Origin of the sequence: Klebsiella quasivariicola, from assembly GCF_002269255.1 — a bacterium.
Classification (GTDB): Bacteria; Pseudomonadota; Gammaproteobacteria; order Enterobacterales; family Enterobacteriaceae; genus Klebsiella; species Klebsiella quasivariicola.
The window spans coordinates 3,073,822-3,086,034 of record NZ_CP022823.1 but is presented as its reverse complement, the minus strand read 5'-3'; the positions used below and the strand labels follow the sequence as shown (position 1 = coordinate 3,086,034).

The window sequence follows — 12,213 nt, the reverse complement described above, 5'->3', positions numbered from 1 at the left end:
ATCAATATTTTGCCTCGTTCGCGGAGAAAATGGCTGCCTGCCGAGGGGGGAACACCATGCGATTCACTCCGTACCCGGGGCAGATCAAGCTTTAGGCAAAAATTTGCTAGAAAATGTTAATGAGACGCATAAATACGTGTTTACCCTCTCGACGCCGCGCAGCACGCTGCCTATTATTCTTGGGTTTGCTTTTTTAAGACGTTTCCGAGGGGAGAGAGAATGCGAGCTGCGATGTTAGTAGGATGTGCGGCGCTGTTGCTGTCGGCGTGCAGTAGTGAACCCGTTCAGCAGGCCACGGCGGCGCACGTCACACCGGGCATGCGGGCGGCGATGAGCGACGCCGGTCAGGCCAACTGCGCCATGATAGGCGGCTCGTTATCGGTGGCTCGTCAGCTCGATGGTTCGGCGATTGGCATGTGCGCGCTACCGAACGGCAAACGCTGCAGCGAGCAGGCGCTGGCGGGCGGCAGCTGCGGCTACTAACGGCGGCCCCCGGCGTCAGCGGCACCGCAGCGTCGGCTAGTGCATCAGGTCGGCGAGCTTATAGACCAGCGTCTGGTCGGCGGTCGCCAGCGTCAACTGGTTTTCCGTCAGATCGACCTGCGCGCCTTCGCGCAACATCTTGCCGATCGTCGCGTCAAGGGTGTTGAGCTGGGCATCGTGGCACAGCATCCGGGTCATCGCCAGCGAGTTCACCTTCAGCTCGCCGTCCGACACCTTACCTTCGCCGCTAAAGCCGTTGCACATATTGCCTGAAACAGACATCTTGCCCGTAATCGCCATCTTCTCACCGAAGCTCAGCTCCAGCGGCCGGTCGCTGGCGTTGACCGCCTGGCCGTTGACGCTGGTCAGCACGAAGCGATGATGCTGCAGCTGCTCCGCGCCGGTGGAGACCTTACTGTTATAGACACAGCCGGACAGCAGCATACCTGCCGCCAGTAGCGCCGCAAATTTGTTCATTTTCACTCCAAAACATTCACATGACTAATAAAACCAAGCCAGTGTAACGGTATCGCAGCGGGGATCTGTGGGGATTATCTGAATGTGCTCCCCCCGGGAGAGGAGCACAAAAGGGAAAGGAATCAGACGATGGCGTTCGGGCAGGTTTCGCCGTTGGCGACCTGCTGCAGGTTGCCCAGGGTCGTCTCCGAAATGCTGATCAGCGCCTCCGCCGTGAGGAACGCCTGGTGGCCGGTGAACAGCACGTTGTGGCAGGCGGAGAGGCGGCGGAAGACGTCGTCCTGGATAACGTCGTTGGATTTGTCTTCAAAGAACAGATCGCGTTCGTTTTCATAAACGTCCAGCCCCAGCGCGCCAATTTTCTGGTGTTTCAGAGCGTCAATGGCCGCCTGGGAGTCGATCAGCGCGCCGCGGCTGGTGTTGATCACCATCACCCCGTCTTTCATCTGATCAAACGCCTGGCGATTGAGCAGGTGGTAGTTTTCGTCGGTCAGCGGGCAGTGCAGGGAGATCACGTCCGACTCCTTGTACAGCGTGGCCAGGTCAACATATTCCACCCCCAGCTCCAGCGCGGCGGCGCTCGGGTACGGGTCAAACGCCAGCAGGCGCATGCCGAAACCTTTGAGGATCCGCAGCATTGCCACGCCAATTTTCCCGGTGCCGATCACCCCGGCGGTTTTGCCGTACATGGTGAAACCGGTGAGGCCTTCGAGGGAGAAGTTGGCATCACGGGTACGCTGGTAGGCGCGATGGATGCGGCGGTTGAGCGACATCATCATGCCGATCGCATGTTCAGCGACCGCTTCCGGCGAGTACGCCGGCACGCGCACCACGCGCAGGCCAAGCTCTTTCGCCGCCTCGAGGTCGACGTTGTTAAATCCGGCGCAGCGCAGGGCGATGTATTTCACCCCGTGGGCCTTAAGCTCTTCCAGCACCGGGCGGCTGCCGTCGTCATTGACGAAGATGCATACCGCTTCACAGCCGTTGGCGGTTTTAGCGGTCTTCGCTGTCAGCAGGAAATCGAAAAATTCCAGTTCAAAGCCGTATGCATCATTAACGTGCTGCAGGTACTTTTTATCGTACTGCTTCGTACTATAAACCGCGATTTTCATAAGACTTTTCTCCAGTGATTATACCGTCACGGTAGCATATTTAAAATAATCGTACAATTATTAAAAAATAGTTTAGTAAGGAGGTGCTAATCCTAATTCTAGAGCATATCGCGGAATTGCGGAATCTCTTTGAAAGACAAAGTTTTTTCACCACAAACTTAAACTGAAAGCCCCGGGGGAGAGCAGCAGAAGTGGCCATAGCAGGCCGGAGGTGACGTTGGCCAGCTGGAACGACCATAGCGGCAGACCGCTGGCGCCGCTGAAGAAAGGCAGGGTGGCGCGCAAGGGTGAGAGAAAACGGCTGAAAAAGACCGCCCACAGGCCATAGCGCTGAAAAAAGAGCCGGCTGCGGGCCAGCCGCTCAGCGGTCAGCCAGCGCAGATGCGCCAGTCGGTGACGGTAGCGAACGCCCAGCCACCACGAGAGCCAGAATCCGCCGATGGCGCCAAGGCTGGCGCTGGACCACATTAGCAGGAAATGCCCGAGGCTGGCGGAGGCAAAAGTCCCCAGCAGCAGCAGGCCGGAGGTGCCCGGGATCGCCAGCGACACCAGCGCGCAGGATTTAGTGAAGGTAAGCAGAAAAACAATCAGCAATACCCATGGATAGTGGTCCTGTGCGCGCTCAATGAGCGAGATAATTAACGACACCGTCTCTCCCGCAAGCCATTCCGATCTGACTGGAGTGTGGCAGGGGGCGCTTAAACAAAAGCTAAATAGTGACGAGCAATCGCCGCGCCGCGATACCGACTGGCAACTATGCTTTAACAGGTCGCAAACTTTCACTCACTGGTCGAACGTGTCACAATGGGCGCCTTTCGGCTTTTACTTATGTTGAATCAGGATATTAACTGCCCATGAAGGGTAAATATAAAGCCGCCATCGCGCTGGTGTTAGTTCTGGTGTTATTACCGCTAACGCTGCTGTTGACGCTGACCCACTGGGTGCCGACGCTGGCGGGTATCTGGCTGCCCGTGGGCACACGTATCTCGCTGCAGGAGAGCCCGCGCCTGACGCGGTCGGCCCTGTTGATCCCCGATCTGCGCTATCTGGTGGGCGACTGTGAACTCGCCCGGGTGACCGATACCCGCCTCTCGCGCCCCAGCCGCTGGCGCCTGCATATTGACCAGCTGGATATCAATAGCGCTTGTCTGAGCAAACTGCCGGCCAGCGATCCTGCGCCGGGGTCGCCGCGCACCCTCGCCGAATGGCAATCGATGTTGCCCTATAGCTGGTTAACCATTGACAACCTGCGGCTGTCGCCGTGGGAGAAATGGCAGGGGCGGCTGGTGATGTCGTTGACGCCCGCTCAGCAGGACATCGGCTTTGCCGGTAAGGAACTGAGTCTGCAGGCGCGCCTGCGCGGCCAGGCCCTCACCGTTAGCCAGTTCAGCGCCCGGCTGACTGACGATCAGCCGCCGGTGAAGCTGGTGGGGACCTTCCATCTGCCGCTGGTACCGGATGGTCTGCCGGTCGATGGCCAGATGCAGGGTACCTTTGAATTTCCGCAGACCGCGGAATGGATCGATGCCGAGCTCGAATGGCAGCACAATCGCGGTCAGCTGCTGGTGACGCCGCGCGGCGAGGTGGAGCCAATCCTGGATCTGCCGTGGGAGATCACCCCGGAGCGGATCACCATCAGCGACGGACGCTGGCGCACCCGCTACGAGGCGTATCCGCTGAGTGGCCGCGTGGCGCTGTCGGTGGGTAACTGGCAGCAGGGGACCGAGCAGATGACCGTCAGCGGTCGCCTGAATGTTCTCACCGAGGGGCATGCCGGGAAGGGTAATGCGGTGCTGAATATCGGCCCGGGCAAACTGAGCATGGATAACAGCGACCTGCCGCTGCGGCTCACCGGCGAGGCCAAGCTGGGAGAGATGATCTTCTACGCGGCGCTGCCGGCCCAGCTCAGCGGGCCGCTGGTCAGCCCGCAGCTGGCGTTTCATCCCGGAGCGCTGCTGCGCTCGCGCGGACGAGTGATCGATGCGCTGAATATTGACGAAATTCGCTGGCCGCTGGCCGGAGTGAAGGTCACGCAGCAGGGCGTCGATGGCCGCCTGCAGGCGATCCTCCGCGCCCATGAGCAGCAGATGGGCGACTTTACGCTGCACCTGGACGGCCAGGCGAACGATTTTCTGCCTGACAGCGGCCGCTGGCAGTGGCGCTACTGGGGCGAGGGGCATTTTACGCCAATGCAGGCGCGCTGGGATGTGAAGGGCAGCGGGGAGTGGCGCGACAATGCTATTACCCTGAACAGCCTCTCCACCGGGTTCGATAAGCTCGAGTACGGCACGATGCGGGTCAGTACGCCGCGTCTGACGCTCGAGCAGCCGATCCGCTGGCTGCGCGATGCCGAACATCCGCGGCTGACCGGCGCGCTGTCGCTGGACGCGGCAATAACCACCTTCTCCGGCGGCAGCTATCTCCCGGCGTCAACGCTGAAATTTGCTCTCGACGGTCGCGACCCGACATGGTTCCAGTTCACCGGCGCCCTGCACGCCGAGGCTATTGGCCCGGTGCGGCTGACCGGGCGCTGGGATGGCGAACGGCTGCGCGGCCAGGCGTGGTGGCCAAAACAGTCGCTGACGGTGTTCCAGCCGCTGGTGCCGCCGGACTGGAAGATGAACCTCCGGGAAGGCAGCCTCTATGCCCAGGTGGCCTTTTCAGCGGCAGCCGGGCAGGGATTTGAGGCGGGCGGCCATGGTGTGCTGAAGGGCGGCAGCGCCTGGATGCCGGATAATCAGATTAACGGCGTCGACTTCGTACTGCCATTCCGTTTCAGCGACGGCCACTGGCAGCTGGGCACCCGTCGCCCGGTCTCCCTGCGCATTGGCGAAATCGTCAACCAGGTCACCGCGCGCAACCTGACGGCGGACCTGCAGGGTACCTGGCCGTGGAGTGAGGCCAATCCGCTGCAGCTCAGCGACGTCAGCGTCGATCTGTTAGGCGGTAAGCTGACGCTGCTGCAGCTGCGCATGCCGCAGCGCGACCCGGCGCTGATCCGCCTGCAGCATATCTCCAGCAGCGAGCTGACCAGCGCGGTCAAAGTGAAGCAGTTCGCCATGTCCGGGGCGGTGAGCGGCGCGCTGCCGCTGTGGCTGGAAAATAACCAGTGGATTATCCACGACGGCTGGCTGCGTAATGACGGGCCGATGACCCTGCGACTGGATAAAGACACCGCCGATGCGCTGGTGGCGGACAACGTCTCCGCCGGGGCGGCGATCAACTGGCTGCGCTATATGGAGATCTCCCGCTCTTCGACGCGGATTAATCTCGATAATCTGGGCGTGCTGACGCTAAAGGCTACCATTAACGGCACCAGCCGGGTGGAAGGGAAAAGCAGTACCGTGCAGCTAAACTACGCTCATGAAGAGAATATTTTCGATCTGTGGCGCAGTTTACGCTTTGGCGACAATTTACAGGCGTGGCTCGAACAGAATGCCATGCTGCCCGTGCGGCGCTGTACGGACGGTAAGACGTGTAAGGAACCTAAATGAAGAAGCTGTTACTGGCCATGGTGGCGTCGATGCTGCTCGCCGGCTGTACGCCGCGCATCGAAATCGCGGCATCGAAAGAGCCCATCACCATCAATATGAATGTCAAAATTGAGCATGAGATCCATATCAAGGTCGATAAGGATGTGGAAAACCTGCTGAAATCGCGCAGCGATTTGTTCTGAGGCGACGATGAGAAAACGACTGTTAAGCGCCGCGCTGGCGCTGACCTTACTCAGCGCGCCCGCGCTGGCGTTGACCCTGAGCGAAGCGCGTCAGCAGGGGCGGGTAGGGGAGACGCTGAACGGCTATCTGGCGCCGCTGCGCCAGGATAAAGAGACCTTAGCGCTGGTGAAGCAGATCAATGCCGCGCGCAGCGAAAGCTACCAGCAGCTGGCCGATGACAACAATCTGCCGGTGGATGAAGTGGCGAAAATGGCCGGGCAGAAGCTGGTGGCCCGCGCGCAGCCCGGGGAGTACGTCCAGGGGCTGAACGGCCAGTGGCTGCGCAAATAATTAGCGACAGCGCTTACGGTATTCCCCCGGCGAGACGCCAAAGCGCTGTTTAAAGGCGGTGGAGAAATGGCTGTGATCGCTGAAGCCCCAGCGGTAGCCGATCCCCGCCAGCTTTTCGTCGTCATGAACGTTCTGTAGCGCCCGTGCGCACAAATCCAGCCGTCGGTTCTTAATATACTGCGCCACCACCAGCCCTTTGTCGGCAAACAGCCGGTAGAGACTGCGTACCGACATCCCCGTCTCGCTGGCCAGCCACTCCGGGCGTAAATGCTCCGACTGAATGGACGCATCGATTAAGGCAATAATCTTCTGAAACTGCTTTTCCCGCCGGGAAGGCGTGGGCTCGCGCTGATGCAGCACCGGGCGCAACAGGCAGGCTATTGCCTCCAGCGCCGCTTCGCTCTCGCTGGCAGAGAGCGCCGTGCCGCCCATGCTTTCCAGCAGCAGGCGCTGGCTGAGCTGCACCATCGGCAGGCATTTGTCCAGCCGGCAGGCGGTGGCGATGTCGCCTGACGGCGCCACCCGCTGGCGCGGCAGCAGCAGCGAGGCCTGACGCGAGGTCTGCTGCCAGACAATCGAGCACGGGCGGGCGGCGTCGATTAACGTGATATCGCCCGGCGCCAGCGTTACCTGGCGATCGTCCTGTTCGATGATGGCTTCGCCGGCGAGCTGAAACACGGTATAAAACCAGGCGTCGTTATCCCGTTTTATCTCATCGCGGGTGCGGTAGAGATTGACGCCGGCGGCGGTGACGGTACTCACTTTAAGGCTACCGGCATAGCGAGCGTCAATTTCGCCGTGGAAGCGTCCCTCCAGCGGCCGGGCGGCAAAATGGCCGCAGACCTGATTGATCGTCGCCAGCCAGCGCTGGTACGCCAGCCCCCCCTCTGCCGTGGTGATCATTCGCCGTCTCCCTGTGAAAACAATGTGTCTGCATTGTTGCATTTATGTCGCCTCAGGCAAGGGTGCGATGACGGGTATATGAAAGAACTATTACCCGCGGCACATTTCTGCGCGGGCAGACGACGGAATTGCGGTGACTGTCACAGCGGCGCAAACGAATGTCACGGAGAAAAAAGCGCCAGCCGCCAAGCGGACATAGACTGAAAGCACTATCCGCGAAGAATAAGGAAAGGGTATGTCCAGCTCTCAGATAGCGCTGCTTGCCAGCGTCCAGCAGTTCTTAGACCGTCAGCATGGCCTGTATATCGACGGCGCTCCCTTCGATGCGCAGAGCGAAAACCGGTTAACCGTCTGGGATCCGGCCACCGGGCAGGCGATTGCCACCACCGCCGACGCCAGCCCGGCGGATGTCGATCGGGCGGTGATGTCCGCCTGGCGCGCTTTTGTCGATCGCCGCTGGGCCGGGCGCACTCCGGCCGACCGTGAACGCATCCTGTTGCGTTTTGCCGATCTGGTGGAGCAGCACGGCGAAGAGCTGGCGCAACTGGAAACCCTCGAGCAGGGCAAATCCATTGCGATCTCCCGCGCCTTTGAGGTTGGCTGCACCCTGAACTGGATGCGCTACACCGCGGGGCTGTCCACCAAGATCAGCGGCCGGACGCTGGACGTTTCGATCCCCTTCCCGCAAGGGGCGCGTTACCAGGCGTGGACCAAAAAAGAGCCGGTCGGGGTGGTGGCGGGCATCGTCCCGTGGAATTTCCCGCTGATGATCGGCATGTGGAAGGCCATGCCGGCGCTGGCGGCGGGCTGTTCGATCGTTATCAAACCCTCAGAAACCACCCCGCTGACCCTGCTGCGGGTGGCGGAGCTGGCGACCCAGGCGGGCATTCCTGACGGGGTGTTTAACGTGGTCACCGGCAGCGGCGCCGGTTGCGGCGCGGCGCTGACCGCCCATCCGCAGGTGGCGAAGGTCAGTTTTACCGGCTCGACGGCGACCGGGAAACAGATTGCCCGCGTGGCCGCCGACCGCCTGACCCGCGTGACGCTGGAGCTAGGCGGCAAGAACCCGGCGATTGTGCTCAAAGATGCCGATCCCCAGTGGGTTATTGAGGGGCTGATGACCGGTAGCTTCCTCAATCAGGGACAGGTCTGTGCCGCCAGCTCGCGGATCTACATCGAAGCGCCGCTGTTTGACACCCTGGTCAGCGGTTTCGAGCAGGCGGTGAAATCGCTGCAGGTGGGGCCGGGGATGCAGGAGACGGCGCAGATCAACCCGGTGGTCTCCCGGGCCCACTGTGACAAGGTGGCGGCCTACCTCGAAGAGGCTCGCCAGCAGAAGGCAGAGCTTATCAGCGGCAGCGCCGGACCGGATACGGGGGGGTACTATATTCCGCCGACGCTGGTGGTTAACCCGGACGCCGGACTGCGCCTCACCCGTGAGGAGGTGTTTGGCCCGGTGGTGAACCTGGTGCGGGTGGCCGACGGCGAGGAGGCGCTGCGCCTGGCCAACGACAGCGATTTTGGTCTGACCGCCAGCGTCTGGACCCGCGATCTGACCCAGGCCCTGAACTACACCGACCGTCTGCAGGCGGGGACGGTGTGGGTCAACAGCCATACCCTGATTGACGCCAACCTGCCTTTCGGCGGCATGAAGCAGTCCGGTACCGGGCGCGATTTCGGCCCTGACTGGCTCGACGGCTGGTGCGAAACCAAATCCGTCTGCGTACGTTACTAATCCTCTGTCGGGAAAGGCGAAGGGCCTTTCCCGCTGCGCCGCTTGCCGACCTCCGGTCTTTCCCGCTACTGTGGAGGGCACTCTTTGCCCAACCAGGGCGGTGAATCACCCGGAGGTCTTCGGCATGACAGCATTTCCTAAGGTTGCACTTATTGGTCCCGGCGCCATCGGCACGACGATCGCCGCCACCCTGTTTGCGGTGGGGAGGGCGCCGGTGGTCTGCGGGCGTAACGCCCATTCGGCGCTGGTGCTGCGCACTGACGAGGGCAAGATCGTGGTGCCCGGCCCAGTGCATACCGACCCGACGACGATAGCCGCCCCCTTCGACCTGGTGTTTGTTGCAGTGAAAACCACCCAGACGGAGGCCATCGCCCCCTGGCTGACGGCCCTGTGTTCCGCAGACACCGTGGTGTGCGTGCTGCAAAACGGCGTTGAGCAGCGCCAGCAGTTTGCCCCCCTGACCGGCGGCGCGACGGTGCTGCCCTCGGTGGTCTGGTTTCCGGCGCAGCGCGATGCCGATGCCTCTGTCTGGCTGCGCGCCACGCCGCGACTGACCCTCCCGGATCTGCCGGGGGCAGAGCGAGTGCAGCAGGCGCTGGCGGGGACCCGCTGCGCGGTGGAGCTGGCGGCGGACTTTATCACCGTGGCCTGGCGCAAACTGTTGCAGAACGCCGTCGCCGGACTGATGGTGCTGACCGGACGCCGCGCCGGGATGTTCGCCCGGGAGGAGATCACTGCCCTCGGACTGGCTTATCTGCACGAATGTCTGCTGGTAGCGCGGGCGGAAGGGGCCGCCCTGGGCGACAGCGTGCCGCAGGAGATTATCGCCGGCTTTCACCGGGCGCCTGCCGACTTAAGCACCTCTATTCTGATCGATCGCCTCAATGGCCGGCCGCTGGAGTGGGATATTCGTAACGGCGTGGTGCAGCGTCGCGGGCGTCAGCACGGCATTCCGACACCGCTCAGCGATATCATCGTGCCGCTGCTGGCGGCGGCCAGCGACGGCCCGGGCTGACCCGGGCAGGGGCGGGGTTAGTCCACCAGGGAGGGATCGAGGTCGATCATCAACTGCTTCATTTCGGCAAAATGCTGCCGCGAGAAATCGGCAATCTTCTCCCAGTCCTGGGCGGTTTTTTCCGCCACCGCGTCTGACAGCACCTTCAGCGGCTGGCCGGTGGACCAGGCGGTGATCAGGATCTGACAGGCGCGCTCCAGGGTCCAGATATCATCGAACGCCTCGCCGATGGTCGGGGCAGTCACCAGCACCCCGTGATTCCCCATCAGCAGACGGCGTTTATCCGCCAGCAGGCCCGCCAGCCTGGCGCCTTCTGCCGCGGTGTCCGCCATCCCGCCGTACAGCGTATCGACGGCGACCCGGTTAAAATAGCGGGCGGTGTTCTGGTCGATGGGCAGGATCTGCGGCGTCGCCAGGCAGGCGAGGCTGGTGGTGTACACCGGGTGCAGATGCAGCACCACCCGCACGTCCGGTAGCCGCTGATGGATCTGCCCGTGAATAGCCCACGCGGTGGCATCGACGTCAGGGCGCGCGGCGCAACCTTCATCATCGGCGTTCAGCACCAGCAGATCGCTGGCGCGGATGCGCGAAAAGTGTTTCCACTTCGGGTTGAGTAAAAACGTTTTCCCGTCGGCGGAGAGCGCGGCGCTGAAATGGTTGGCCACCGCCTCATGCATGCCGAGATGGGCAATAATGCGAAAGGTGGCCGCCAGGTCGATGCGGATCTGCTCTTCATCGGTATCGCGCATGGGCATTACTCCGCTTTCGGCATCAGGGTCTGCAGATCGTCCGCCGTCGGCGCCTGGAAGTGATATTTCTTCAGCAGGGCGGCATATTCCGGCGTCGCGCTGTATTTTTTCAGCCCCTCTTCGAGGGCGGTTTTCACCTCAGTGTTGCCCTTTTTGACGCCAAAGCCGTTCAGCACCGGGTAGATCAGGGTGTCAGAGGAGATCACCACCCGGTCACCCAGCTTTTCCACCACCCCGCGCGCCACGGCGGCGTCGGTGATCTGCGCATCGACGGCGCGCGACAGCAGCGCCTGGGTGGTCTGCGGGTCGGTGGTATAAACGCTCAGCGCAATCGGCTGCAGCCCCTTCTTCACGCAGTAGTCGGTGGAGAGCTTTTGCAGTTGAGCCAGCCAGGAGGTGGCGCCCATCGAGCCGATTTTATGGCCGCAGAACGCTTCCGGGGTCTTAGGCTGGTAGTTGTCGCCTTTGCGGGCGAGGATCGCTTCCCCACTTTTCAGGTACGGCACCATATCGATCACCTTCAGGCGTTCGGCGGTAATGTACATCGACGAGTTGGTGATATCGAAGCGCCCGCCCTGCAGCCCGGGGATCAGGTTGGGGAAACGGGTATCGATATTCACTGCTTCACGGCCCATAGTCTTCGCCAGACCATCGAGCAGCTCGATGTCAAACCCGGCCGGCTTATTGTTCTCCATGTACTCGTAGGGGAAAAAGGTCATGTCCGAACCGGCGGTGATTTTGCCGTTTTGCTGAAAAGCCAGCGCGCTAAAAGATGTCAGCGCGCCGGCTGCGCAGAGCAGCAGGGCCAGCGGGCGTGGTGCGAAAAAGCGTGTCATAAAACCTCCGGAGGGTGGGCAAATTACATGCTGGCGCGATCGGCACCGGCCTGCTGAACGAAAAATGAAGCGCCGCGCGGCTTTTGCGGCAGACGAAGCTGATTGCCGGTGCTGCGCACCAGGCCGCTCTCTTCTCCGGCGACCAGCTGGCCGGCATGGCGGCTCGGCAGCGGGTTTTCGCCGTAGGGTAGCGCATCCTCCGCAGCGTAGACGCTGATGAACAGGGTGCGCGGCAGGGCGGTCTCGTTGGGGCTGGAGGCGTGCAGCAGGCGGGTATGCATAAAGCAGACGGAGCCCGCCGGGCCAAAACAGGCCTGCGGCTGCTGGCAGTGGGCGGTCACCACGTCGTCATCCACCGCGCCGGTAAAGCGTCCCTCCTGCCAGTGGGACCACAGCGGCCCCTGATGGCTGCCCGGCACCACGTTGAGCGGGCCATTCTCTGGCGTCACCTCGCTGACCATCAGCAGGGCGGTGATAATGTCGTCATTGCTGTGCGGGGTGAAGAGGAAATCCTGATGCCATTTCACCTCGGTGGCGGTGTGCGGCAGCTTGGAGTTAATTTTGCTGTGATGAAAACGGGTACCGCTGCCGCCGATCAGCTGCGCGGCGATGGTCGCCATCCGCGAATTCAGCGCGGTGTAGCGATAGGCCTCGGAGATCTCCGTCGGGGAGGCGACCCGGCGCAGCGACGGATGGTCAGGCGCATGGTCGCGCTCGATATCGAAGCGCGGCCGCCCGTCGAGGGTTTCTCCCCACACCGTCGCGTGACCGCGGCTCTCCTCCACCCAGCCGTCGAAATCGCTCTGCAGGGCGGCGATCTCCGTCGCGGAAAGCACCCCTTCGACCACCAGAAAACCCTGCTGATGAAACTGATCAATTTGCCACTGCGCAATCAT

13 protein-coding genes are annotated in these 12,213 nt (G+C 62.0%); 6 read left to right on the top strand and 7 right to left on the bottom strand.

What is annotated here, in order from left to right:
- Nucleotides 1–219: 219 nt before the first annotated feature.
- Nucleotides 220–483 carry a putative hemolysin gene (locus B8P98_RS15400; protein WP_004140155.1) on the top strand — a complete coding sequence of 88 codons (264 nt, stop codon included), beginning with the start codon at nt 220–222 and terminating at the stop codon, nt 481–483.
- A 36-nt stretch (nt 484–519) separates the two neighbouring features.
- On the opposite strand, the gene hslJ is transcribed toward B8P98_RS15400, so the two are convergent.
- The 3 genes from hslJ to B8P98_RS15385 all read right to left on the bottom strand — a co-directional run bounded on the left by hslJ (nt 520) and on the right by B8P98_RS15385 (nt 2,720).
- Nucleotides 520–960 carry a heat shock protein HslJ gene (gene hslJ / locus B8P98_RS15395; protein ID WP_095033187.1) on the bottom strand — a complete coding sequence of 147 codons (441 nt, stop codon included), beginning with the start codon at nt 958–960 and terminating at the stop codon, nt 520–522.
- 122 nt (nt 961–1,082) lie between these two features.
- Entirely contained in the window at nt 1,083–2,072 is a 990-nt protein-coding gene (locus tag B8P98_RS15390; RefSeq protein WP_095033186.1) for a 2-hydroxyacid dehydrogenase, read from the bottom strand.
- A gap of 147 nt (nt 2,073–2,219) precedes the next feature.
- Nucleotides 2,220–2,720 (bottom strand): DedA family protein, encoded by a 501-nt coding sequence (locus B8P98_RS15385; protein ID WP_025713906.1) that lies wholly within the window; start codon nt 2,718–2,720, stop codon nt 2,220–2,222.
- A 206-nt stretch (nt 2,721–2,926) separates the two neighbouring features.
- Here B8P98_RS15385 and B8P98_RS15375 point away from each other — a divergent pair, with 206 nt between their 5' ends.
- From B8P98_RS15375 to B8P98_RS15365, 3 genes are read left to right on the top strand one after another with little or no spacing between them, the layout of a single operon-like run.
- Nucleotides 2,927–5,566 carry a YdbH family protein gene (locus tag B8P98_RS15375; RefSeq protein ID WP_095033185.1) on the top strand — a complete coding sequence of 880 codons (2,640 nt, stop codon included), beginning with the start codon at nt 2,927–2,929 and terminating at the stop codon, nt 5,564–5,566.
- A complete protein-coding gene (locus tag B8P98_RS15370) occupies nt 5,563–5,748 on the top strand; it encodes a YnbE family lipoprotein (RefSeq protein WP_004140145.1) in 186 nt (61 codons plus the stop codon). Before B8P98_RS15375 ends, B8P98_RS15370 begins: the two co-directional genes overlap by 4 nt.
- Before the next feature lie 7 nt (nt 5,749–5,755).
- Nucleotides 5,756–6,079 carry a YdbL family probable chaperone protein gene (locus B8P98_RS15365; RefSeq protein ID WP_095033184.1) on the top strand — a complete coding sequence of 108 codons (324 nt, stop codon included), beginning with the start codon at nt 5,756–5,758 and terminating at the stop codon, nt 6,077–6,079.
- Here the strand turns inward: B8P98_RS15365 and feaR are convergent, their stop codons facing one another.
- Complete coding sequence (gene feaR / locus B8P98_RS15360; protein ID WP_095033183.1) at nt 6,080–6,982, bottom strand: transcriptional regulator FeaR; 903 nt, start codon at nt 6,980–6,982, stop codon at nt 6,080–6,082. It abuts the gene before it with no gap.
- Nucleotides 6,983–7,217: 235 nt separating this feature from the next.
- On the opposite strand from feaR, the gene B8P98_RS15355 reads away from it, so the two are divergent.
- Nucleotides 7,218–8,717 (top strand): aldehyde dehydrogenase family protein, encoded by a 1,500-nt coding sequence (locus B8P98_RS15355; RefSeq protein WP_095033182.1) that lies wholly within the window; start codon nt 7,218–7,220, stop codon nt 8,715–8,717.
- Between the two features lie 124 nt (nt 8,718–8,841).
- Nucleotides 8,842–9,732, top strand: coding sequence for an oxidoreductase (locus tag B8P98_RS15350; protein WP_095033181.1), 891 nt, complete (start codon nt 8,842–8,844; stop codon nt 9,730–9,732).
- A gap of 17 nt (nt 9,733–9,749) precedes the next feature.
- Here the strand turns inward: B8P98_RS15350 and B8P98_RS15345 are convergent, their stop codons facing one another.
- From B8P98_RS15345 to B8P98_RS15335, 3 genes are read right to left on the bottom strand one after another with little or no spacing between them, the layout of a single operon-like run.
- Nucleotides 9,750–10,481: a class II aldolase and adducin N-terminal domain-containing protein gene (locus tag B8P98_RS15345; RefSeq protein ID WP_025713901.1), complete on the bottom strand. Its 732-nt coding sequence runs from the start codon at nt 10,479–10,481 to the stop codon at nt 9,750–9,752.
- Between the two features lie 5 nt (nt 10,482–10,486).
- On the bottom strand, nt 10,487–11,317 hold the full coding sequence (locus tag B8P98_RS15340; protein ID WP_023279973.1) for an ABC transporter substrate-binding protein: 831 nt from the start codon (nt 11,315–11,317) through the stop codon (nt 10,487–10,489).
- A 23-nt stretch (nt 11,318–11,340) separates the two neighbouring features.
- Nucleotides 11,341–12,213 (bottom strand): phytanoyl-CoA dioxygenase family protein, encoded by an 873-nt coding sequence (locus tag B8P98_RS15335; RefSeq protein ID WP_023279974.1) that lies wholly within the window; start codon nt 12,211–12,213, stop codon nt 11,341–11,343.

Coding starts and splice junctions, on each gene's coding strand:
- B8P98_RS15400 (WP_004140155.1), top strand. CDS start 220: ATGCGAGCTGCGATGTTAGTAGGATGTGCGGCGCTGTTGCTGTCGGCG.
- hslJ (WP_095033187.1), bottom strand. CDS start 960: ATGAACAAATTTGCGGCGCTACTGGCGGCAGGTATGCTGCTGTCCGGC.
- B8P98_RS15390 (WP_095033186.1), bottom strand. CDS start 2,072: ATGAAAATCGCGGTTTATAGTACGAAGCAGTACGATAAAAAGTACCTG.
- B8P98_RS15375 (WP_095033185.1), top strand. CDS start 2,927: ATGAAGGGTAAATATAAAGCCGCCATCGCGCTGGTGTTAGTTCTGGTG.
- B8P98_RS15370 (WP_004140145.1), top strand. CDS start 5,563: ATGAAGAAGCTGTTACTGGCCATGGTGGCGTCGATGCTGCTCGCCGGC.
- B8P98_RS15365 (WP_095033184.1), top strand. CDS start 5,756: ATGAGAAAACGACTGTTAAGCGCCGCGCTGGCGCTGACCTTACTCAGC.
- feaR (WP_095033183.1), bottom strand. CDS start 6,982: ATGATCACCACGGCAGAGGGGGGGCTGGCGTACCAGCGCTGGCTGGCG.
- B8P98_RS15355 (WP_095033182.1), top strand. CDS start 7,218: ATGTCCAGCTCTCAGATAGCGCTGCTTGCCAGCGTCCAGCAGTTCTTA.
- B8P98_RS15350 (WP_095033181.1), top strand. CDS start 8,842: ATGACAGCATTTCCTAAGGTTGCACTTATTGGTCCCGGCGCCATCGGC.
- B8P98_RS15345 (WP_025713901.1), bottom strand. CDS start 10,481: ATGCGCGATACCGATGAAGAGCAGATCCGCATCGACCTGGCGGCCACC.
- B8P98_RS15340 (WP_023279973.1), bottom strand. CDS start 11,317: ATGACACGCTTTTTCGCACCACGCCCGCTGGCCCTGCTGCTCTGCGCA.
- B8P98_RS15335 (WP_023279974.1), bottom strand. CDS start 12,213: ATGATTGCGCAGTGGCAAATTGATCAGTTTCATCAGCAGGGTTTTCTG.